The organism is Pseudomonas sp. GW823-FHT02F05 (assembly GCF_058797315.1).
Genome location: NZ_JBXAJM010000013.1, coordinates 25,008 through 46,411, shown reverse-complemented (window position 1 = coordinate 46,411; position 21,404 = coordinate 25,008). Strand labels below are relative to the sequence as shown.

Genomic DNA, 21,404 nt, shown 5'->3' with positions numbered 1-21,404 from the left:
ATGAGCCGTCAACTCAAACTCGGCGCCTTCCTGATGGCTACCGGGCACCACGTGGCCGCCTGGCGCCACCCCGACGTACCGGCGAATGCTGGCCTGGACTTCGCCCACTACAAGCATTTGGCACGGGTGGCGGAAGCGGCGAAGTTCGACGCACTGTTCGTGGCCGACAGCATCGCCGCCGCCACCGGTGAGGTCGCGAGCCAGATGGCGCGTTCGGATCATTTCGAGCCGCTCACCCTGCTTTCGGCCCTCAGTGCCGTGACCGAGCATATCGGCTTGATCGCCACCGCCACCACCAGCTACAACGAGCCGTACCATGTAGCGCGCAAATTCGCCTCGCTGGATCACCTCTCCGGCGGCCGCGCAGGGTGGAACCTGGTGACGTCGGATAACGCGGCCGAGGCGCTGAATTTTGGTCGTGACGAGCACCTGGGTCACGCCGAACGCTACAGCCGCGCACGGGAATTTCATCAGGTGGTGACGGGGCTGTGGGACAGCTGGGACGAAGACGCCTTCGTGCGCGACAAGGCCAGCGGGCGCTATTACGAGCCAAGTAAACGCCATGTGCTGGACCATGTGGGCGAACACTTCCAGGTCAAAGGCCCCCTGAACGTGGCGCGCTCGCCCCAGGGCCAGCCAGTGATCGTGCAGGCTGGCTCCTCGGAAACCGGCCGTGAACTGGCCGCGCAGACCGCCGAAGTGGTGTTTACCGCGCAGACCTCACTGGCCGACGCGCAGGCCTTCTACAGCGACCTCAAAGCTCGCCTGGGCCAATACGGGCGCGAGGCCGATTCGCTGAAAATCATGCCGGGCGTGTTTGTGGTGGTGGGGCAAACCGAAGCCTTGGCCCAGGCCAAATTCGAAGCGTTCCAGGCGCTGGTCGAACCCAAGGTGGGGGTGGCGTTGCTGGGGCGCATGCTGGGTAATTTCGACCTGTCCGGCTACCCCCTGGATGGGCCGCTGCCGCAGCTACCCTTGACCGACAGCGGTCAACGCAGCCGCCAGCAACTGCTGAGTGAACTGGCCCAGCGTGAACAGCTGACACTGGCGCAACTGGGCCGACGCATTGCCGGTGGCCGCGGTCATTACAGCGTGATCGGCACGCCGATTCAGATCGCCGATGAACTGCAGCGCTGGTTCGAAGAAGGTGCGGCGGATGGCTTCAATATTCTGGTGCCGCACTTGCCGGGCGGGCTGGAGGATTTTGCCCGCTGGGTGGTTCCCGAGTTACAGCGGCGCGGTTTATTTCGGCGCGAATATACCGGCACCACACTGCGCGAAAACCTTGGTTTGGTGCGCCCGGTCAGCCGTTTCAAGAAGACGCGATCATGAAGCCGCAGGTAAGACGGCAGCCAGAACGGCACTGCCGCAAACACCCCGTACAAGCCAGAATGTGCCGAACTTACAAATCTCCACGATGAACAACATGTACCTTATTGCCATCTGGATCACGCAAGTATGCGCCGTAGTAACCTTCACCATACTGCGGACGTAAGCCGGGCATTCCCTCATCCGATCCGCCCGCATGAAGCCCGGCGGTATAGGCAACGTCTACCGCATCTGGAGAGGGAGCCGAGAAAGCGACCATGCTGCCATTCCCTGCCCTGGCTTCGTTGCGATCATAAGGGCTGTACACATAAAAGCGAGGAAGAGCGCTATCTGGCTTGACCCAGCATGCCGACGTCGGTCCACCATCAGGAGTTACGGTGCGGCGACACAGCCCCAGCGGGATCAGTACAGCGTCGTAAAAAGCGGCAGCCTGATCAAGATCATTTGTTCCAACAGTGATGTGACTGAACATCCGCGACCCTCCTTTGTTTTTGATGCGAGGGATTCTATCTTGCCTTTCAGGCAGAAGGTTACACAGTCACCATTGGCGGCTGAAAGACAGATACCCGGCCTGGCGACACTCCCCAGATAAGGTCCGAGCCCATTGTCATTGCTGAATCCTGAAGGAACTCATATAAAGGTTTCGGCCGAACCATGGCGTTCGATTCTCGGACGTCCGCTAAGATAAGGCAGTCGGATCTCATCTCATTCACAAAGCTGAGCGTGAAAATGCCGAAAGAACATAATGAACAAGTACATCCGAGAAGCGGGTGGGCTAAAGCGGGCACAGTAATCGCGGTATTGGTGCCTGCCCTCACACTGCTCGGTGGTGCGGGCTACCAACTCATGGAATTCGGTAACGTCAAAGCTACTGTTAAGCAGCAAAGCTTAAGAATTGATGAGTATCGAGAGCAAAACCGTAAGCTTTCGGACACCAGAGATGAACTGTCGAAAGAACTCAACTTAGTGAAATCGAAACTCACGGCAGCGGAAAATAAACTGGTAGAGGTCGATAAACAACTCGGCACTGCATACGCAACGATCGAGCATTACACCATAACGTCTGATCGACTCCAGAGGCAGCTCTCTAGGAACGACCCGTGCATCGCCATACAACAGACCATCGCGAAACTTGAGGCGACCCTGGCTCGTAATGATTACTTTCGCTTAGCGGATGATCGGAGGGAAGAGACGAAAGCCCAGATTATCGAACATCAGGGATCACTGAGAGCCTGCTTAGGCCGAGCCTAATGAACGCAATGGCGGAATGACTGAAAGCTCCCAGGGAGACCAACGAAGAATCATCTGGTCCGAGGCAATACTGGACCTGAATATCATTGAGATCACCGGGTAGTTTTTGTGCAAGTTTTTGCGCAGGCACAAAAAAGCCGATCTAGCTGATCGGCTCAAGTGTCTGATTTTACTCAGGAATAATGGTCGGGACGGAGTGATTCGAACACTCGACCCCTAGCACCCCATGCTGGCGGGAGTCTTGAAAATCCTTTCATAGCAATACTTTACGTGGGCGCCCACTGCAATCGACGCCTAACGATGCTGAACGAAGATTCACGAATCCCCGCAAAACTCCCTACAGGCTTTCTGACAGAAAGTCCCTGCGCCCCGGCGTCCTGCCGAATGAATACCAAACTCAATCTCGCAAGAAAAAGCCCGCACGCGGCGGGCTCATTTGATGTTGACGAGGCTATTCCGCAGACAGCTCCTTCATGATCAGCGGTGCCAGTGCGGTCTTGGCAAAATAGATCGAGGCTGGCGGCGACAGGTGACCGTAGTCAAACGTCACCAATCCTGTTTTCCGATCATCGCCAAGGTAAGTCATGCAACCATCTGCATTGCAAAACGCCCCCAGCGCCGACAGATATTCAAACCCACCAGCACCACCAGCGTACTTGGAGGCCAGCGCCCTGTCGGTGTCGAAGGATGCAGGCAGCAGATTTTCTTTAGTCCGGCGCGGCGTGTTGTTCCAAAACTTGCGCACGACCAACTGATTCAGGAACTGGTCATAGCGCGGTACCGGACCAACCACAATCACCTTCTTGACCCCAAGCGCCTTGGCCCTTGCCGTAAGGTCGGTCAAGTTGTTCTTTGTGTCGTGCTGCTCAAGTTGGGCGATTACAAGTACCTGTGGTTTTTCCTTTGCCATCACCTCAAAGGCGAACTCATTGGATCGGTCGCAGTACTTCAAGCCCCCTGTAGCGGTGCCAGGCAAGTTCGCTTCACAGCCAGAGCTTGCCACCTGCAATATGGATACAGAGGGCGGGAGCGTCTTGCTCAGGCCGTAATAGTATTGCTGGGCATGGGAGTCTCCCCAAAGCATGACCTTTGTGTCCGTGGTCGGCACGTAGCATTCGGTGCTGATTTGCTTGCGTGGCTCCATTGTGAAGCCACCGGCACGGTAACGCTCGATGTCAAAGAAGTCACAGCCGAACCGATAGCCCTCGATAATCCCCTGGTTGGTAAAGTAGGCCCAGGCCGGCAGAGAGTTTTCGAAATACTGCGCGTAGCTTTCGCGGTCCTTGAGGCCGGCTGATAGCCCAGGGCGATTCATGAGACCATTTTTGACAAACGTCACAGCACCAACGGCAGCAACAGTCAGGCCCAGCGCCAGCAATAACCCTGTTTTTGGAACCCGCAGCTTGGCGTTTCTGAAAGGTACTTCCACATACTTATAGGTGCCAAAGGCCAGCAGCGTACTGGCGACCACAGCAAGTACGCCGCTGATTATGCTCAGTTCCTCGGCGCCAAGAATCCGGATGTAAGTGATTACCGGCCAATGCCACAAATAAAGCGGGTAGCTGATCAGACCAATCCACACCATCGGGCGGCTGGCCATCACCTTCCTGTTCAGCCAGGCGTTCGGTCCGGCCATGATCATCAGCGCAGAGCCTGATACCGGCAGCAATGCCCAAAACCCAGGAAAAGCCTTGTACTTGTCCACGACCACAACTGATGCGATCAACAGCACTGCCCCGGCAATCGATACCAGATTTCGAACTTGCGCTGAGCCCTGGATCTTGTCGGCAGTATAGGGGCGGAACACCGCGATGTAGGCAATGATGCTGCCGCACAAAATCTCCCAGAACCGATACTGCGGCATATAGAAGGCTGCTGACGGGTTCGTCCCCAGCTTATGCACATCGGCGCCCAGGGAAATGACCGCGAGCAAGACGATTACAGGCAGGACCGCAGAGCGCCAGCGCCACATGACCCAGGCTGCAATGGGGAACAAGATATAGAACTGCTCCTCGACTCCCAGCGACCACAAGTGGAGCAATGGCTTAAGCACTGACGATGTGTCGAAGTATCCGGCCTCGCGGTAAAGGACAAGGTTTTGAATAAACCCGATACCGCCCGCGACATGCTTACCCAACATCTTGAATTCGCCAGCCATCAGCGTGAACCAGCCAACCGCGTAGCAAGACACCAAGACAAGAATAAGCGCGGGGAAAATTCGCTTTACGCGGCGCTGGTAAAAGTCCAGAAAACTAAACGCTCTTGAATCTAACCCTTTGAAAATAATGCTGGATATCAAATATCCAGAAATAACAAAGAAAATATCAACGCCAATAAAACCACCACGCATGAAAGATGGGAATGCGTGATATAGAACAACTGAAAGTATTGCAAAAGCCCGGAGACCATCAATATCCGGACGGTACTTCAAATGGTCATGAGCTTTCGTGTTGCCACTCACTGACGACCCTCTTGCATCCTTGAGTAGCGGAGCCTTCACATTCATTACAGTGCAATTCCATTGGCAGACCTTCGCTACAAGTGTGAAGCGAAGCTCAATGTTCGTTGGCCTCAACTGGCCAATCTGGTCGCGCATGGTACTGCTGGCGGATAGCCCGCCGCAACCTTCGCCCAGTGTTAGAGGCTAAGGCCAACAGTGCTGGAGTGTCAGGCAACAGCCACATAAAGCAAGATCGCCAGCGGTGCTTGCTTAATAAGGACGCATCAACACTTAGCCCCGGGAAGCGCGATAAAATACCGTTCGAATTTCTGTCGTGACCGTGTTCAGGTACGAGCCCTGAACGTCGAGTATCCAGCTGCATCAGCCTAACTGCCGCCAGAGAAAGCGCGCCTATTCCATTAACTCGAAAACATTGGGCCCCGTACATCACGCTCATCGATGACAGTACCCTGACGCCGTTTGTGCGTGGCCAGCAGAAGCCAACCAAGGACGGCGCAAGGAAAGGTCAAACCAGGCGTATCGAACAAGACGGCGAATATCGCCCTACAAGGAGTCGTCGGATTTTTGAATCCGTACCACCGCAAGGGCGGGATACAGAAAGCGGCTATGGCTGGAAAGCGTGCCAGTGATATCGATGATGGAAGAAGAGAAATCCAGCAGGAAACCTTATCCGCTGTCATTGGATGACCAGTCAATGCTGTTCGCCGAGCTGCCGGACCACCTGTTGAGGATGGCCCTCTCTAAGGTGGACATTGGATGCCGGAAACAGGAAGTCTGCAAATTGCGGTGGGATTGGGAAATACGGGTACCGGCGTTGAGCACCAGCGTGTTTCTGATACCTGCCGGGTTCGGCGGGCGAAGTGAGAAAGCCGGGGTGAAGAATGACGATGAACGCCTAGTGATCCTGAACAAGGTGGCCATGTCGATCATCGACAATCAGCGCGGTCTGCACAAAGACCTGGTGTTCCCCTACGGGAAGGCAGATCAGTTCGGGCCAACGGTAATGCATCGCATGAATGACTCGGTCTTGAAGAAAGCCAGGGTGCGCGCATAGCGGAAAGTCGGAGACGGCCTACAAGGCGCCGACACACCCGCGGTTCAGATTGATCAGGATTCACGACCTGAAACACACCTTTGGCAGAAGACCACGTGCAGCAAGCGTGACAGAGGTAGATCGCAAAGCGTTATTGGGGCATAAGAACGGCAGTATTACGAGCCACTATTCCACCCCGGTGTTGCAGCATCTGATTGAGGCTGCGAACAAAGTGTTGGCAACTGACTCTCGCGAGCCAGTGCTGACCGTTTTGAGGAGGAAATCGAGATGATCCCCCGCAAAGTGCCTACGTATGAAAAAGCCGAACAGGTTCGAGTTCGGCTAAGTCATTGAAAAATATGGTCGGGACGGAGTGATTCGAACACCCGCCCCCTAACACCCCGTGTACGCGGACACCTCTACAGGCCGCTAAACACAAGGCTTCGCGCCTGGCGCTCGCTGCAACGATGCCTAAGAGTGCGGAACCGTAACTCACGAAGTCTCTTGTAAAGTCACTGAGCCTATTTAGGCTCCCTCCGGCGTCCTGCAGACCTAACACAAAATTCAAACACGAGAGAAAAAGCCCGCACGCGGCGGGCTTAACATCAGCAACGCAACTTGGTCGTTATCTTTGCGCCTGGCTCTCAGGATCCGCCAGTGCCCTATTAATAATCGGCATCAGATCCTTCGCCATAAATTCAGAACCCTTCGCAGACAGGTGATCGTCATCACGGTACATCATCTGGCCGTCGATCATGGCCCAGCACCATTCGGCGTCGCACAGCTTCGCCTGCGTATCAAACAGCGTCACTGCCGGAAAGTCTTTCATGACCCTGGCAACTACTTCTTTGTATTCTTTGTTTCGAGAGTCCACTTCTGCCCGAGATATAGCGCACGGGCTCTTAACCTTGTTGGTCAAACGTAATGGACGACTATCAACGCACGACATCGGAGAGAAGCCAAGCTCAGGAATATCCAATACGAACACCACCTGCTTGCCCGCTTTGGCGAGCATCGTGAAGGTGTTTCTCATACCGGCCTCAAAGACTGCTGCGTAATCTGTCACCTCCGGATGGCCGACTAGCTCCAGGACTCTATCGTGATGGATTAGATCATCTCCCTCATGGTAACCGTTACCGGTCAGGTACATGGGGCCCCGGGACGACAACACAACTGTTTTTACAGACTCCGTATTGACTGCCAACTCGATTGCCTTGTTGATGTAGGTCGAGCACCAATCACGGACGCCTCTCGGGTGAGATGTGACGTTATAGAACGACGTGCATCCGGAAACTCCGATGTTTAGAAGGTTTTTATTTTCCTTTGCCATGGCTTCGGACAGCCCGAGGCGAATATGGTCACTGTGGGAGTCGCCAATCAACATAGCCGATGGGTCACCCTCCCGAGTCATTGAGCAATGATCAATGGGCCAGAACGCGGGGTAGGCCTTTCGGCAAGTTTCGTTCGCCAGATCGCCCCAGTTGAATTGGCTGTTATTGCTGGCAAGTTCTTGAACGCGAAAAGGCAGGCCATCGCGCGCAAATGTGGCGTATCCAACGCCGCCCAAACACAGCATCACACCCCAAAGCAGCGTTGGTTTCAGTGCAGTTTGTGCACCAAATCGAATCGGGCTTTCGATAAAACGATAAGTGAGCCAAGCAAGCAGAACGCTCAACAGAACACCGGCAACCTGTATTTCCCAGGATGGGACAGCGGATTCCATAATTCTGGCGAACGAAAGAATCGGCCAATGCCAGAGGTACAGCGGGTAACTGATCACGCCAATGAAGAGCATGAATCGATTGCTCAGAAGGGTTCGGTTCACCAATGCGTTGGGACCCGAAAAGATCAGCATCGCGGTGCCAATTACGGGCGACAGAGCCCACCAGCCAGGGAAGATGTCACCGCTTTTTAGGAATGCTACCGCGGCAACGATTAGCCCAAGGCCGAGTATAGAAATTGCACTATTAAGCGTTTCACCAAAAACTATTGGAGCATCGTTCCTTTCAACTGCTTTCGAACGAGAATAGTAAAAATAGGCTAGGACGCCCCCTGCTAACAGCTCCCAAAATCTTGTTTGAGGAGAAAAGAAAGTCCCCACAGGATCTGAAGCAACACCATAAACATTCAGACCGAAAGATATAAGACACAAAGCAGCAACCGTAAGCTTTATGCTTACACCAGTTCTCCATGCTGCCCAAATAATTAGTGGATAAACAAGATAAAACTGCTCTTCAATCGCTAGCGACCAAAGATGCATTAACGGTTTTAGCTCTGAGGACGTATCAAAATAGCCAGACTCACCAAGCAAATTAAAGTTCTGCAAAAATATGGTGCCGGCCGCTATGTGCCGTCCCAACTGTTTGAATTCATCAGGAAGCAACGCAAACCAGCCAAACACATACGTGATCAAAAGGACAGCCACTAGCGCAGGAAATATTCGTTTAGCCCTACGAGAATAAAAATCTACAAAGCTAAAGTGACCCCGACCCAAACTCTTAAAAATAATGCTTGAAATTAGAAAACCGGAGATAACGAAGAACACGTCAACTCCTGCAAATCCACCGGGAACAATGGATGGAAATGCATGAAAGATAACAACTGATAAAATTGCTATCGCCCTCAACCCATCAATATCGGGACGATACTTCAAATGGTCATGAGCTTTTGTATTTCCAACCACTGACGACTCTCTGACATCCTTGAGTAGCGGCGTCTTAACATTCATTACAGCGCAGTTCCATTCTGGAGATGATTCGCAACAGCTCAATGAAACATGAAGCGAAGTGAGGTTCCGATGACCTGGCCCGGCCAATCTAGCCGCGCATGGTACTGCTGGCGGTTGGCCTGCCGCAACCTTCGCCCCAAGATCTGGGCGAAGGCTTAACTCCTGTGCGCGTCAGGCAACAGTTACATAAAGCACGATCTCGAGTGGTGCTTGCGTATCTGGCCGCGTAACCACGTATCCCCTGGGAGGCGCGATAGAACACTGGGCGAATCTCTGTCGTGACCGTATTCAGGTACAAGCCCTGAACCTCCTCCCCCCGATTATATCCAGCTGCATCAGACTTCCAACAGCCACGGTCAGCGTGCCTTTCGCGTTGATTCGATACACCTGACCAGATTGTAAATCTGAGCTAACAGCCGTCGTAGTTCGACTGACAGCGTTCCACCTGATGCGCTCAGCGTGGGGAGAACACCGTTGGTTACCCATCAGGTAAGCCAGTTGCTTTGGCCCCGCCTCCAGAACTGCCTGATGTATTGCGCGGTGTACCTGTTCCATTTCGGGAAACCTCTTCGTGGTTGTCGTGGCAGAACGTTCAGCTCAGGGGCGAAGATATGCGCCCTCAATCAGGGCTTCTTTTAATCGGGATTAAAGATCTGGCTCTTGGCCTGAATTGCGCAGATAGGCCCAGTCGACATCGGGCCGGTGCTCTTCACAGGTAACGCTTCTGCCGCCTGAACTGCAACAGCCTGGTGCGGCCAGTGCAGATAATCTTCGCGGCCTGGGCGGCGTTGTAATTCTTGGGCGACACCACAACAGAACGGTGAATATCTTGATCGAACGTGTAGTACGGGTTTTGTCGTTGTGTGCCAGGAAATGGCGAGACGATGAGCGTAGGCCGTGGCTGGATAGCGTGCCGATGCTCACGAAACTGGAAGAGAAGAAGTCGAGCCGCAAGCCGTACCCAATGTCGGGGCCGGAGCAATCGCTGCTGTCTGGAGAGTTGCCGGTTCACCTGCAAACGATGGCGCTGTTCAAGGTGAACACCGGCACGCGGGAACAGGAGGTTTGCAAGCTAAGGTGGGATTGGGAGATTTCGTTACCCGAACTGGGCACCAGCGTATTTCTGATACCAGCCGATTTTGGCGGCCGGTATGAGCAATCCGGCGTGAAGAACGGCGACGAGCGACTGGTGGTGCTAAACAGTATGCCCAGGTCGATCATCGAGAAGCAGCGCGGCATCAGTAAGGTATGGGTTTTCCCATACAACAGAACCGCGATGCACCGGATGAATGACTCGGCCTGGAAGAAAGCGCGGGTGAGAGCGGCGAAACTCTGGCAGGAGGAAAACCTTCGCCCCGCTCACTCTGGTTATGCATCCATCAGGATTCATGACCTTAAGTACACGTTTGGCCGCCGACTGCGTGCAGCGTAACCGAGGAAGACCGCAAGGCCCTTCTGGGGCACAAGAACGGCAGCATCACCAGTCACTACTCAGGCGCTGAGCGCGGGCATTTGATAGGAGCTGCGAACATGGGATCAGCAATCGATTCTCGCGGACCGGTCCTGACAATTTTGAAGAGGGAGCAGGCGTGAAAAAACGACAAGTCACGCAAATGTCACGCACATGAAAAAGGCCAATGCTGTGAACATTGGCCTAAAGTCATTGAAAAATATGGTCGGGACGGAGTGATTCGAACACTCGACCCCTAGCACCCCATGCTAGTGCGCTACCGGACTGCGCTACGCCCCGACTAGGCGTGTTACTGGGTTCGCTTCTTAACGAAGCGAACCGGAATATACCGCAAGCTTTTGAAATGTGGAAGTATTTTTAAAGCTTGAATCATTTTTTCAGCACCACCAGTACATCTTCCAATTCGGAGATCATTTGGCGGATCAGTTGCTTGTATTGAGTGGTGTCGTCTTTGGCTTCGTCACCGGACATACGCTGGCGTGCGCCGCTGATGGTGAACCCTTGGTCGTACAGCAACGCGCGGATCTGTCGGATCATCAGCACGTCCTGGCGCTGATAATACCGACGGTTCCCGGTGCGTTTGACGGGGTTGAGTTGAGGAAACTCCTGCTCCCAATAGCGCAGCACGTGTGGTTTTACCGCACACAGCTCGCTGACTTCACCGATGGTGAAGTAGCGCTTGCCTGGGATGACGGGTAGCTCGTCGTTATGACTTGGTTCCAGCATAAGCCTCAACTCGGGCCTTCAACTTCTGCCCTGGACGAAAGGTGACCACACGGCGAGCCGTGATCGGGATTTCTTCTCCCGTTTTTGGATTGCGGCCAGGCCGCTGGCGTTTGTCTCGCAGGTCAAAATTGCCGAAACCGGACAATTTGACCTGTTCGTTGTCTTCCAGAGCGTGTCTGATCTCTTCAAAAAACAGCTCAACCAATTCCTTGGCCTCGCGCTTGTTCAGACCCAACTCTTCGTACAGACGTTCCGCCATCTCAGCTTTCGTCAAAGCCCCCATACGTCACTTCCTTAACGTGGCGTTCAACCTTTGTTCGAGCGAGGTGAGGATATTTTGCGTCGTGGTATTCACCTCATCGTCATTAAGAGTGCGCGATGGATGCTGCCAGGTCAAGCCAACTGCAAGGCTTTTTCTATGCGGATCAATGCCTTTACCCTGATAGACGTCAAATAGCCTGAGGTCTGTCAGCCATTCCCCTGCATTTTCACGGATTATATCCAGAACTGCAGTGGCAGCGACTTCACGGTCGGCAATCAGGGCCAGGTCGCGACGCACTTCAGGGAAGCGCGACAACTCGCTGAATTTAGGCATCTTGCCCGACGCAACTTCAGCCAAGACTAGCTCAAACACGAAGACTGGACGGTCCAGCCCCAAGGTTTTCGACAGTTCTGGGTGAATGGCGCCCACAAAGCCTACCAGGCGACCTTCACGCTCTATACGTGCAGTCTGGCCTGGATGCAAGGCTGGGTGGCTACCCGGCACGAACGTAAAGGCGTCCAACGCACCGGCAAAGCCGAGCACCGCTTCCACGTCTGCCTTGACGTCGAAGAAGTCCACGACCTCACGGCCTTGCGCCCAGCCTTCAGGCAGACGGCCGCCGCATACGACGCCCGCCAGCATCGGTTCTTGCTTCAAGCCATCAAGCTGGCCGACGAAACGCAAGCCGCTTTCGAACAGGCGCACGCGGTCTTGCTGGCGGTTCAGGTTGTGGGAAAGTGCCTTCACCAGGCCCGGCCACAACGACGAACGCATGGCGGCCATATCGTTGGAGATCGGGTTGGCCAGCAGCAACGGCTCAACGCCAGGGTTGAACAGTTCGAACTGTTTTGGATCGATGAAGCTATAGGTCACGGCTTCCTGATAACCACGGGCAACCAGCAGGCGGCGCAGTTCAGGCAGGTGCGCACGCGCTTCGGCCTTGGGTTGCGGTGCCAGGCGTGCTTGCGGATAGCGAACCGGCAGGCGGTTGTAACCGTACAGGCGCGCCAGCTCTTCGATCAGGTCGACTTCCAGGCTGATGTCGAAGCGATGGCTAGGTACTGCAACCTGCCACTGCCCTTCCCCACCCGCGGAAATACCCAGGCCGAGTGCAGACAGCAGTTGCTCGATTTCAGCCGGCTCGATGACCAGGCCGAGCATTTGCTCAACGCTTTTGGCACGCAAGGTAATCGGTGCAATCGACGGCAGGTACTGTTCGTTGACAGTTTCAGTAATCGGGCCGGCTTCACCACCGGTGATTTCCAGCAGCAGGCCGGTAGCGCGCTCCATGGCTTCACGGGCGAGTTTCCAGTCCACGCCACGCTCGTAGCGGTGCGACGCATCGGTGTGCAGGCCGTAGGAACGAGCCTTGCCAGCGATCGCGATCTGGTCGAAGAACGCGCTTTCAAGGAATACGTCACGAGTGGTCGCGGATACACCGCTGTGCTCACCACCCATCACGCCGGCAATTGCCAGGGCGCGAGCGTGGTCGGCGATGACCAGAGTGTCGGCACGCAGGCTGACTTCCTGGCCATCGAGCAGCACCAGCTTCTCGCCTTCTTCGGCCATACGCACGCGGATGCCGCCATTGATTTCGGCAAGATCAAACGCATGCAACGGCTGGCCGAGTTCCAGCATCACGTAGTTGGTGATGTCGACGGCGGCGTCGATGCTGCGTACATCGGCACGACGCAGGCGCTCAACCATCCACAGCGGCGTTGGCTTGGACAGGTCCACGTTACGGATCACACGCCCCAGGTAACGCGGGCAGGCGTTTGGTGCCAGTACCTCAATCGAGCGTACTTCGTCGTGTATCGCCGGTACGGCAGCGACCACTGGACGAGTGACAGGTGCGTTGTAGAGCGCGCCCACTTCACGGGCCAGGCCAGCCAGGGACAGGCAGTCGCCGCGGTTGGGGGTCAGGTCGACCTCAATGCTGGCGTCTTCCAGTTCCAGGTAAACACGGATGTCCTGACCCACTGGCGCGTCGGCCGGCAGCTCCATCAGGCCATCATTGCCCTCACCCACTTGCAGTTCGGCCTGGGAGCACAGCATGCCGTTGGATTCAACGCCACGCAGCTTGGCCTTCTTGATCTTGATCTTGAAGTCGCCCGGCAACTGGGCACCGATCATAGCGAACGGGATCTTCAGGCCCGGGCGCACATTAGGCGCTCCGCACACGACCTGAAAGGTTTCCGAACCGTTGCTGACCTGGCACACACGCAATTTGTCGGCATCAGGGTGCTGCTCGGTGCTCAACACCTCGCCCACCACCACACCACTGAAAACACCGGCGGCCGGCGTAACGCTATCGACCTCAAGACCGGCCATCGACAGGCGAGCAACCAGCTCGTCGCGATCTACCTGCGGGCTTACCCAGCCACGCAGCCATTGTTCACTGAATTTCATCCTGCTCTCCTAAAGATTCGTTACGACTAGCGAAATTGCGCGAGGAACCGCAAGTCGTTGTCGAAGAACAGACGCAAGTCGTTCACGCCGTAACGCAGCATGGCCAGACGCTCAACGCCCATGCCGAAGGCAAAGCCCGAGAACTCTTCTGGATCGATCCCGGACATGCGCAGCACGTTGGGGTGAACCATGCCGCAGCCCATCACTTCCAGCCAGCCGGTCTGCTTGCACACACGGCAGCCTTTACCGCTGCACATCACGCATTCCATGTCGACTTCAGCGGATGGCTCGGTGAACGGGAAGAACGAAGGACGGAAACGTACCGCCAACTCTTTTTCGAAGAACACCCGCAGGAACTCTTCGATGGTGCCTTTGAGGTCGGCGAAATTGATATCGCGATCAACCAGCAGGCCTTCGACCTGGTGGAACATCGGCGAATGGGTGATATCCGAGTCGCTACGGTACACACGGCCTGGGCAGACAATGCGGATCGGCGGCTTGTTCGCTTCCATGGTGCGGACCTGTACCGGCGAGGTATGGGTGCGCAGCAGCATGTTGGCGTTGAAATAGAAGGTGTCGTGCATCGACCGGGCCGGGTGATGGCCTGGGATGTTGAGCGCCTCGAAGTTGTGGTAGTCGTCTTCGACCTCAGGGCCTTCGGCAATGCCGTAGCCGATGTGGGTGAAGAACTGTTCGATACGTTCCAGAGTCCGGGTGATCGGATGCAGACCGCCCGACGCCTGGCCACGACCAGGCAAGGTCACGTCAATGGACTCGGCGGCGAGCTTGGCCGCAAGATCGGCCTCCTCGAGCGACGCCTTGCGCGCATTGAGAACCTCTGTGACACGCTCCTTGGCGACGTTGATCAGCGCACCGACTTGCGGACGCTCTTCAGCGGGCAGATTTCCCAGGGTCTTCATCACCTGAGTCAATTCACCTTTCTTGCCAAGGTAGTGAACCCGGATTTGCTCCAGGGCATTTACATCTTCAGCGCTTTGCACAGCCTCAAGGGCTTGGGCGACGAGCGCGTCCAGGTTTTCCATGTACAGACTCCAGATACAAAATAGGGGAAGAGCTTGAAGGCTCTTCCCCTATTTATGACGTTTACCACCTTGGGCCACAGGAGTAGCCCAGGGTGACTGTCGGGGGTACTTAAGCCAAGGAGGCTTTAGCTTTCTCGACAATCGCAGCAAACACCGCTTTTTCGTTCACGGCCAGTTCAGCCAGAACCTTACGGTCGATTTCGATGGACGCTTTTTTCAGGCCAGCGATGAAACGGCTGTAGGACAGACCGTTAACACGTGCACCGGCGTTGATACGAGCGATCCACAGAGCGCGGAACTGACGTTTTTTCTGACGACGGTCACGGTAGGCGTATTGGCCTGCCTTGATTACCGCTTGCTTGGCAACACGGAATACGCGTGAACGCGCGCCGTAGTAGCCTTTAGCAAGTTTCAGAATTTTTTTGTGACGCTTACGGGCCATGACGCCACGCTTTACACGAGCCATGAGTTACTTCCTCTATTCTTGAACCAAAATTAACGAAGGCGCAGCATGCGCTCGACTTTTGCCACGTCAGACGGATGCAGCAAGCTGCTACCGCGCAGTTGACGCTTACGCTTGGTCGACATTTTGGTCAGGATGTGGCTCTTGAAAGCGTGCTTGTGCTTGATGCCGTTAGCAGTTTTCAGAAACCGCTTAGCAGCACCACTTTTAGTTTTCATCTTTGGCATGTTCGGTACTCCGCATTCAGTTGATAAACATAATCAGAAGGCCTGCCGTGCCCTGTTGATTACTTCTTCTTTTTCGGGGCGATGACCATAATAAGCTGGCGTCCTTCCATCTTAGGATGCTGTTCGACCGAACCGTACTCCAGCAGGTCAGCTTCAACCCGCTTGAGGAGTTCCATCCCCAGCTCCTGGTGGGCCATCTCACGGCCGCGGAATCGCAAGGATACCTTGGCCCTGTCCCCATCACTCAGGAAACGTACCAGGTTGCGCAGTTTTACCTGGTAATCCCCTTCCTCCGTCCCTGGACGAAACTTGATTTCTTTTACTTGAATCTGCTTCTGGTTCTTCTTCGCTGCGGCAACCTGCTTCTTCTTTTCGAAGATCGATTTGCCGTAGTCCATCACCCGACAAACAGGTGGGATTGCATCGGCGGAGATTTCCACCAGGTCCAGCTTGGACTCTTCTGCAATACGAAGCGCTTCATCAATCGAGACGATGCCAATCTGCTCGCCATCAGCGCCAATTAACCGAACCTCGCGTGCCGAGATATTCTCGTTGATCGGGGCTTTCGGTGCAGCTCGTTTATCTTGTCTCATTTCACGCTTAATAATAATTACTCCGAATCTGGGCGACCACGCCGGGAAACCGCTTGCGCGAGGAACTCAGCGAACTGGGCGACGGGCATCGAGCCCAGGTCAGCACCTTCACGAGTACGCACAGCGACAGTCTGCATCTCGACTTCCCGATCTCCGATAACCAAAAGATAGGGAACCTTGAGCAAAGTATGCTCGCGGATTTTAAAGCCGATCTTTTCATTTCTCAAGTCGGACTTGGCACGAAATCCGCTTTCGTTGAGAGTTTTTTCAACTTCAGCGGCAAAATCTGCCTGTTTATCAGTGATATTCATGATCACTGCCTGGGTCGGAGCCAGCCACGCAGGGAACGCGCCCTCGTAGTGCTCGATCAGGATACCGACGAACCGTTCGAACGAACCGAGGATCGCCCGGTGCAGCATAACCGGGTGTTTACGGCTGTTGTCTTCGGAGACGTATTCGGCTCCCAGACGGATCGGCAGGTTAAAATCGAGCTGCAGGGTACCACACTGCCAGACACGGCCAAGGCAATCTTTGAGCGAGAACTCGATCTTCGGACCGTAGAACGCGCCCTCACCCGGCTGCAGATCGTACGCAAGGCCCGCACTGTCGAGCGCAGCGGCCAGTGCCGCTTCGGCGCGATCCCATAGCTCGTCGGAACCGACGCGTTTTTCCGGACGAGTGGACAGTTTCATCTCGACTTCGGTAAAGCCGAAATCGCGATAAACGTCCATGGTCAGCTTGATGAACGCTGCGGACTCGGCCTGCATCTGCTCTTCGGTGCAGAAGATGTGGGCGTCGTCCTGGGTGAAGCCACGCACCCGCATGATGCCGTGCAGCGCACCCGATGGTTCGTTACGGTGGCAGGCACCGAACTCGGCCAGGCGCATCGGCAACTCGCGGTAGCTCTTCAGGCCCTGATTGAATACCTGCACGTGGCACGGGCAGTTCATCGGCTTGATGGCGTAGTCGCGGTTTTCCGACTGGGTGGTGAACATGTTGTCGGCGTAGTTGGCCCAGTGCCCGGATTTCTCCCACAGGCTGCGATCAACCACCTGAGGAGTCTTGATCTCCAGGTAACCGTTTTCGCGCTGCACCTTGCGCATGTACTGCTCAAGCACCTGGTACAGAGTCCAGCCATTCGGGTGCCAGAACACCATGCCCGGCGCTTCTTCCTGAAGGTGGAACAGATTCAGGCGCTTGCCGATCTTGCGGTGGTCGCGTTTTTCAGCTTCTTCGATGCGCTGGATATAGGCGGCCAATTGCTTCTTGTCAGCCCAGGCCGTGCCGTAGATCCGTTGCAGCTGTTCGTTCTTGGCGTCACCGCGCCAGTAGGCACCGGACAGCTTGGTCAGCTTGAACGATTTGAGGAAGCGCGTGTTCGGCACGTGCGGGCCACGGCACATATCCACGTATTCTTCGTGGTAGTACAGCCCCATGGCCTGCTCGTCCGGCATGTCTTCTACCAGACGCAGCTTGTAGTCCTCGCCACGTGCAGTAAACACGTCGATCACTTCGGCACGCGGGGTGACTTTTTTGATGACGTCGTAATCTTTTTCGATCAGCGCGTGCATGCGCTGCTCGATGGCCGCCAGGTCGTCCGGCGTAAAAGGACGCTCATAGGCGATGTCGTAATAGAAGCCTTCTTCAATGACCGGGCCGATCACCATCTTGGCGGTTGGATACAGTTGCTTGACCGCATGGCCAATCAAGTGCGCGCAAGAGTGGCGAATGATCTCCAGCCCCTCTTGATCCTTGGGCGTGATGATTTGCAGGCTGGCGTCGCTGGTGATCAGGTCGCTGGCATCAACCAGCTTGCCGTCGACCTTGCCGGCCACGGTGGCCTTGGCCAGGCCAGCACCAATGGATGCGGCGACCTCGGCTACGGAAACCGGATGATCGAATGAACGCTGACTGCCGTCGGGAAGAGTAATAGTTGGCATGGCGCCTCCTCTCCTAGTGGTGACCCCTACCAAAGGTCACGTGGGTTGGGATGAGCCAGTACAAGATCCAACACCAGGCCGCTCAATAATGAACGCCTGCCTTACAGCGGCAGGAGCCTTTCGGCCAACCGATAATCGAACCAGAGTGACTGGAGTGAACAAAAAGAACCTGGCAAGGCGGCAAATGGCGCGCCCGGAAATAGCCAGGCAAGGATGCTAGCACAGATGAACGGTCATCGCGTTGGTCAAGCGCTGGGTAAAGAGCAATTCATGGCTTTACAGTTGCAAAAGTGAACTTGAGCTGTACGCAGGGCCTCAAAGCCACTGAGAATCGCCGTTCGTCCTCGACCCAAAGGAGCATCCCATGATGCGTTTTACCTCTACCCTCGCTGTCGCCGCTACGCTGAGCCTCCTTTCCCTCGGCGCGCAGGCTGCAGCCCCTTCCAACTGGCCAGCTGGCGCCCGTGACGCCTTCGTCAACGACTGCAGTGCCGCAGCCAGCCAGAACGTGGACGTCAAAACTGCCAAAGCCCACTGTGAATGTGGCGCTGACAAGATCAATGCCGAATTGAGCACTGCCGAGATCAAGGAATTGATGACCAACCAGAACGCCAGCCCGGAGCTTAAAAACAAAGCAGTCGCGGCTATTTCGTCCTGCAAAGTGGTGAAGAAAAAGTAAGATTGGCTGACGATTCGACGGTCATTTCGCTGAAAAAACAGCCTGAAAACTGCCATTTCACACAAATTATGCAGGTTTTACGGCTTTTTTTAACAGCTGATATTTCGTCGCAAAGCCCCGTGAATCGGGGCTTTCAGCCAAAAAATGAATCAAACGCAAAGCGATTGATTAGCAAACAGTGCCTTGGGGGGGCTCCCAAGCCGAACATTTCGACTATGATAGCCCTGTGTGCCCAGTTGGCCTGAGCAGCACAGCACTACTGAAAATATATGTTTCTTGGAGATACACCATGTCTAATCGCCAAACCGGCACCGTTAAATGGTTCAACGATGAAAAAGGCTTCGGCTTCATCACTCCTCAAGGTGGCGGTGACGACCTGTTCGTACACTTCAAAGCTATCGAAAGCGACGGTTTCAAAAGCCTGAAAGAAGGCCAAACCGTTTCCTTCGTGGCTGAGAAAGGCCAAAAGGGTATGCAAGCTGCACAGGTTCGCGGCGAGTAATTCTCCGCTGAGCTAAAAAAACCCCGTCCATGTGACGGGGTTTTTTATGGGCGATGCAAAAGCCGTATCAGCCGCAGTTAACCCGGTTGATCACCAGATTGTCATCGGTGTTCAGGTTCAGGCGGTCAGAGCGATACTCCAGCGTGACCATGTCGTTGGGCTTGAGGATGCGTGCATTCTGCGCGCCAGCACGCGTACGTGCTTGCTCCAGCAACTGGGGCGAGGCTTTCTGGCCGATGGCGAACTCTGCGGCCTTCGACTCACAGCGGCTATGACCGGCATCGGTCACAGTGGCAGCTTTGCCTGGCTCAGAGGCACCCGGGGTACTGCAACCCGCCAACGCGAGCGCAGCCAACAAAGTACCGAATGATGCGAGCTTCCAAGGCATGAAGCCTCCTATGATAAAAAGTGGACAGAGATCGTGCGACAGCATTCAAAGCGATTGGTTTCAAGACGTTAACCGCCTGTGGGCAAGTCTGCCTGAGTCACGGCCTGCAATCGCTTGGTGAATCGTGACTAGATATGAACGTATTCAGTAGATATCGATGTAGTCCGACGAAGGAGTAGGCCAATTCTGCTTCAGCGCGTTGAAAATCTGCATGACCCAGACTTCATCGCTGGCCGCCACGTTGCCGACATAGCCGGAACCTTTGGCCCAGGTCTCCAGGCGAAACACCAGGCCAGCGATATCAGCCCCACCGACTACGCCGGAAGAAATGTAGGCGATGCCTTCTTTGGTTACCCGCAACTGGGTATGTTCGTCGTCACTGGCGCTGCCAAGCAATTGGCGCACGGCGTCCAGCGTCAGGTTGTCGGGCTTGCTCAAATCGATTTGCACGCGGTGTTTCCCGGCCATTTAACAGGCCAACAGTGTCGCACAGCCGCCGCTTCATGCCTAAGTAGCAGTGCCAAATGCCGTACAAAATGCTTAACTGCGCCCCTCTGGAACGGCGTTCCAGTGCATTGCCCCCGCATTTTTAGCCCGTGAGATTTCCATGACCACCGTAACGCTTCAAGCCGACATCAAAGCCAAGTGGCCCCAAGGGCAAAGTTCCTACAGCCCCGGAAGCCCGGAAGAACTGGCGATCATTGGTATCGACCTGTTGGTCAAGGAACTGGGCACCCAGGCGGCGCAAGCATTCATCGGCCAGATATTCGAGAAATACCCGGCCGACTACATGGGCGCCCAAGAGCGCGAATAGAACAGGGCGACGAGCGCCGCCCCGCTAACTTACTTCAGACGCGCCAGGCGCTCGGTCAGCAGATCGAAGAAGCCCTGGGCGTCGCCATTCTCAACCCAGAACACATTCTTCGGCTGCTTGAGGCCGTCATACCAATCGACAATGGTCTGGCCGAAGGTCGGGCCTTCGCGGCTGTCGACCACCATATTGGCCTCACGACCGCTGAACAGCGAAGGCTTGAGCAGGTACGCCACCACGGTAGCGTCATGGACCGGGCCACCCGGAATGCCGTAGTGCTCCATATCGCCTTTGACGTACTCATTCAGAATACTGCTGACGACCTTGCTCGCATTGTTGTTCAGGTCCGCAATCTTCTTCAGGCGGGCGTCGCTGGTGAGGACTTTATGGGTCACGTCCAACGGCAGGTAGGTCAACTTCACACCGCTTTTGAGCACGATCTCCGCCGCCACCGGATCGGCGAACAGGTTGAACTCGGCCACTGGGGTGATATTGCCGCCGTTGAAGTGGGCGCCGCCCATCACGACCACTTCCTTGATGCCCTGGGTGATTTCGGGCGCTTGAGTCAGCGCCAGTGCCAGGTTGGTCTGCGGGCCGAGCATGGCGATGGTGATGCTGTGCGGCTTGGCGCTGCTCAGGGTCTTGATCAGGTAGTCGACTGCATTGCCTTCGGCCAGGCCTGTTTTCGGTTCATGCACCGTGACGCCCGAGATGCCTTCCTTGCCATGGATATTCTCGGCGTAGATCGGTTTGCGCAACAACGGCGCTGGCGCACCTGCGTACACCGGGATGTCCTCGCGACCTGCCCATTCGCGCGCCAGGCGCGCGTTGCGGGAGGTCTTGTCCAGGCGCACATTGCCGGCGACGGTGGTCAGCGCACGAATGCTCAACTCCTCCGGCGAGGCCATGGCGAACAGCAAGGCCACCACGTCATCGGCACCCGGGTCGGTATCGATGATCAGGTCGATTTTTTCCGCCGCTTGGGCGCTTGCAGCAGTGAGCGCGGACAAAAGCAGAACACTCCGGAACAGGTTTTTCAGGGTAGGTAGACCACGTTGCATAAAGCACTCCTTGTCATAGGGGGGACG

General features: G+C 55.5%; 19 protein-coding genes, 1 tRNA gene and 2 pseudogenes. 7 read left to right on the top strand and 15 right to left on the bottom strand.

Annotated elements, in window-relative coordinates; translation table 11 throughout:
- The gene (locus AC1RAC_RS16595) at positions 1-1,332 is read left to right on the top strand and encodes an LLM class flavin-dependent oxidoreductase (RefSeq protein ID WP_072446253.1); all 1,332 of its coding nucleotides are present in this window, start codon (positions 1-3) and stop codon (positions 1,330-1,332) included.
- A gap of 70 nt (positions 1,333-1,402) precedes the next feature.
- Here the strand turns inward: AC1RAC_RS16595 and AC1RAC_RS16590 are convergent, their stop codons facing one another.
- Positions 1,403-1,801, bottom strand: a complete 399-nt coding sequence (locus tag AC1RAC_RS16590; protein ID WP_072446255.1) for a VOC family protein — start codon at positions 1,799-1,801, stop codon at positions 1,403-1,405.
- Between the two features lie 257 nt (positions 1,802-2,058).
- Between AC1RAC_RS16590 and AC1RAC_RS16585 the strand changes: the two genes are divergently transcribed.
- A complete protein-coding gene (locus AC1RAC_RS16585) occupies positions 2,059-2,580 on the top strand; it encodes a hypothetical protein (RefSeq protein ID WP_125919826.1) in 522 nt (173 codons plus the stop codon).
- A 451-nt stretch (positions 2,581-3,031) separates the two neighbouring features.
- Here AC1RAC_RS16585 and AC1RAC_RS16580 read toward each other — a convergent pair whose 3' ends face one another.
- Positions 3,032-5,086 (bottom strand): acyltransferase family protein, encoded by a 2,055-nt coding sequence (locus AC1RAC_RS16580; RefSeq protein WP_492616769.1) that lies wholly within the window; start codon positions 5,084-5,086, stop codon positions 3,032-3,034.
- 380 nt (positions 5,087-5,466) lie between these two features.
- On the opposite strand from AC1RAC_RS16580, the pseudogene AC1RAC_RS16575 reads away from it, so the two are divergent.
- Positions 5,467-6,366: pseudogene (locus AC1RAC_RS16575) on the top strand (site-specific integrase); the annotation flags it as partial.
- Positions 6,367-6,699: 333 nt separating this feature from the next.
- On the opposite strand, the gene AC1RAC_RS16570 reads toward AC1RAC_RS16575, so the two are convergent.
- Positions 6,700-8,802 (bottom strand): acyltransferase family protein, encoded by a 2,103-nt coding sequence (locus tag AC1RAC_RS16570; RefSeq protein WP_089042170.1) that lies wholly within the window; start codon positions 8,800-8,802, stop codon positions 6,700-6,702.
- Between the two features lie 811 nt (positions 8,803-9,613).
- Here AC1RAC_RS16570 and AC1RAC_RS16565 point away from each other — a divergent pair.
- Positions 9,614-10,395, top strand: a pseudogene (locus AC1RAC_RS16565) (tyrosine-type recombinase/integrase); the annotation flags it as partial.
- A gap of 80 nt (positions 10,396-10,475) precedes the next feature.
- On the opposite strand, the gene AC1RAC_RS16560 reads toward AC1RAC_RS16565, so the two are convergent.
- The 9 genes from AC1RAC_RS16560 to thrS all read right to left on the bottom strand — a co-directional run bounded on the left by AC1RAC_RS16560 (position 10,476) and on the right by thrS (position 17,936).
- A tRNA-Pro gene (locus AC1RAC_RS16560) sits at positions 10,476-10,552 on the bottom strand.
- 90 nt (positions 10,553-10,642) lie between these two features.
- Positions 10,643-10,999, bottom strand: a complete 357-nt coding sequence (locus AC1RAC_RS16555) for a MerR family transcriptional regulator (RefSeq protein ID WP_003174972.1) — start codon at positions 10,997-10,999, stop codon at positions 10,643-10,645.
- A complete protein-coding gene (ihfA, locus tag AC1RAC_RS16550; RefSeq protein WP_002553164.1) occupies positions 10,980-11,282 on the bottom strand; it encodes an integration host factor subunit alpha in 303 nt (100 codons plus the stop codon). The genes AC1RAC_RS16555 and ihfA overlap by 20 nt, the downstream gene beginning before the upstream one ends.
- A gap of 3 nt (positions 11,283-11,285) precedes the next feature.
- Positions 11,286-13,670, bottom strand: coding sequence for a phenylalanine--tRNA ligase subunit beta (gene pheT, locus AC1RAC_RS16545; RefSeq protein ID WP_492616768.1), 2,385 nt, complete (start codon positions 13,668-13,670; stop codon positions 11,286-11,288).
- A 26-nt stretch (positions 13,671-13,696) separates the two neighbouring features.
- Positions 13,697-14,713, bottom strand: coding sequence for a phenylalanine--tRNA ligase subunit alpha (gene pheS / locus AC1RAC_RS16540; protein WP_003192486.1), 1,017 nt, complete (start codon positions 14,711-14,713; stop codon positions 13,697-13,699).
- A gap of 109 nt (positions 14,714-14,822) precedes the next feature.
- The gene (gene rplT / locus AC1RAC_RS16535; RefSeq protein ID WP_003192488.1) at positions 14,823-15,179 is read right to left on the bottom strand and encodes a 50S ribosomal protein L20; all 357 of its coding nucleotides are present in this window, start codon (positions 15,177-15,179) and stop codon (positions 14,823-14,825) included.
- 29 nt (positions 15,180-15,208) lie between these two features.
- Positions 15,209-15,403: a 50S ribosomal protein L35 gene (rpmI, locus tag AC1RAC_RS16530; protein ID WP_002553160.1), complete on the bottom strand. Its 195-nt coding sequence runs from the start codon at positions 15,401-15,403 to the stop codon at positions 15,209-15,211.
- A gap of 59 nt (positions 15,404-15,462) precedes the next feature.
- Positions 15,463-16,014, bottom strand: a complete 552-nt coding sequence (gene infC / locus AC1RAC_RS16525) for a translation initiation factor IF-3 (protein ID WP_015884933.1) — start codon at positions 16,012-16,014, stop codon at positions 15,463-15,465.
- On the bottom strand, positions 16,014-17,936 hold the full coding sequence (gene thrS, locus AC1RAC_RS16520; RefSeq protein ID WP_003192490.1) for a threonine--tRNA ligase: 1,923 nt from the start codon (positions 17,934-17,936) through the stop codon (positions 16,014-16,016). The genes infC and thrS overlap by 1 nt, the downstream gene beginning before the upstream one ends.
- A 364-nt stretch (positions 17,937-18,300) precedes the next feature.
- On the opposite strand from thrS, the gene AC1RAC_RS16515 reads away from it, so the two are divergent.
- Together AC1RAC_RS16515 and AC1RAC_RS16510 are read left to right on the top strand one after the other, a co-directional pair.
- Complete coding sequence (locus AC1RAC_RS16515) at positions 18,301-18,615, top strand: hypothetical protein (RefSeq protein WP_019820908.1); 315 nt, start codon at positions 18,301-18,303, stop codon at positions 18,613-18,615.
- Positions 18,616-18,904: 289 nt separating this feature from the next.
- Positions 18,905-19,117, top strand: coding sequence for a cold-shock protein (locus AC1RAC_RS16510; RefSeq protein ID WP_003234260.1), 213 nt, complete (start codon positions 18,905-18,907; stop codon positions 19,115-19,117).
- 67 nt (positions 19,118-19,184) lie between these two features.
- On the opposite strand, the gene AC1RAC_RS16505 is transcribed toward AC1RAC_RS16510, so the two are convergent.
- A complete protein-coding gene (locus tag AC1RAC_RS16505; protein WP_054898318.1) occupies positions 19,185-19,505 on the bottom strand; it encodes an I78 family peptidase inhibitor in 321 nt (106 codons plus the stop codon).
- A 144-nt stretch (positions 19,506-19,649) separates the two neighbouring features.
- Positions 19,650-19,955, bottom strand: coding sequence for a hypothetical protein (locus tag AC1RAC_RS16500; RefSeq protein ID WP_034128280.1), 306 nt, complete (start codon positions 19,953-19,955; stop codon positions 19,650-19,652).
- Between the two features lie 157 nt (positions 19,956-20,112).
- On the opposite strand from AC1RAC_RS16500, the gene AC1RAC_RS16495 reads away from it, so the two are divergent.
- Positions 20,113-20,319: a hypothetical protein gene (locus tag AC1RAC_RS16495; RefSeq protein ID WP_003192496.1), complete on the top strand. Its 207-nt coding sequence runs from the start codon at positions 20,113-20,115 to the stop codon at positions 20,317-20,319.
- 29 nt (positions 20,320-20,348) lie between these two features.
- On the opposite strand, the gene AC1RAC_RS16490 is transcribed toward AC1RAC_RS16495, so the two are convergent.
- Complete coding sequence (locus AC1RAC_RS16490; protein ID WP_054898319.1) at positions 20,349-21,377, bottom strand: nucleoside hydrolase; 1,029 nt, start codon at positions 21,375-21,377, stop codon at positions 20,349-20,351.
- Positions 21,378-21,404: the final 27 nt, after the last annotated feature.

Coding starts and splice junctions, on each gene's coding strand:
- ihfA (WP_002553164.1), bottom strand. CDS start 11,282: ATGGGGGCTTTGACGAAAGCTGAGATGGCGGAACGTCTGTACGAAGAG.
- AC1RAC_RS16585 (WP_125919826.1), top strand. CDS start 2,059: ATGCCGAAAGAACATAATGAACAAGTACATCCGAGAAGCGGGTGGGCT.
- AC1RAC_RS16580 (WP_492616769.1), bottom strand. CDS start 5,086: ATGAATGTGAAGGCTCCGCTACTCAAGGATGCAAGAGGGTCGTCAGTG.
- AC1RAC_RS16595 (WP_072446253.1), top strand. CDS start 1: ATGAGCCGTCAACTCAAACTCGGCGCCTTCCTGATGGCTACCGGGCAC.
- rplT (WP_003192488.1), bottom strand. CDS start 15,179: ATGGCTCGTGTAAAGCGTGGCGTCATGGCCCGTAAGCGTCACAAAAAA.
- AC1RAC_RS16590 (WP_072446255.1), bottom strand. CDS start 1,801: ATGTTCAGTCACATCACTGTTGGAACAAATGATCTTGATCAGGCTGCC.
- pheS (WP_003192486.1), bottom strand. CDS start 14,713: ATGGAAAACCTGGACGCGCTCGTCGCCCAAGCCCTTGAGGCTGTGCAA.
- AC1RAC_RS16505 (WP_054898318.1), bottom strand. CDS start 19,505: ATGCCTTGGAAGCTCGCATCATTCGGTACTTTGTTGGCTGCGCTCGCG.
- AC1RAC_RS16490 (WP_054898319.1), bottom strand. CDS start 21,377: ATGCAACGTGGTCTACCTACCCTGAAAAACCTGTTCCGGAGTGTTCTG.
- AC1RAC_RS16515 (WP_019820908.1), top strand. CDS start 18,301: ATGATGCGTTTTACCTCTACCCTCGCTGTCGCCGCTACGCTGAGCCTC.
- AC1RAC_RS16555 (WP_003174972.1), bottom strand. CDS start 10,999: ATGCTGGAACCAAGTCATAACGACGAGCTACCCGTCATCCCAGGCAAG.
- pheT (WP_492616768.1), bottom strand. CDS start 13,670: ATGAAATTCAGTGAACAATGGCTGCGTGGCTGGGTAAGCCCGCAGGTA.
- rpmI (WP_002553160.1), bottom strand. CDS start 15,403: ATGCCAAAGATGAAAACTAAAAGTGGTGCTGCTAAGCGGTTTCTGAAA.
- thrS (WP_003192490.1), bottom strand. CDS start 17,936: ATGCCAACTATTACTCTTCCCGACGGCAGTCAGCGTTCATTCGATCAT.
- AC1RAC_RS16495 (WP_003192496.1), top strand. CDS start 20,113: ATGACCACCGTAACGCTTCAAGCCGACATCAAAGCCAAGTGGCCCCAA.
- AC1RAC_RS16570 (WP_089042170.1), bottom strand. CDS start 8,802: ATGAATGTTAAGACGCCGCTACTCAAGGATGTCAGAGAGTCGTCAGTG.
- AC1RAC_RS16510 (WP_003234260.1), top strand. CDS start 18,905: ATGTCTAATCGCCAAACCGGCACCGTTAAATGGTTCAACGATGAAAAA.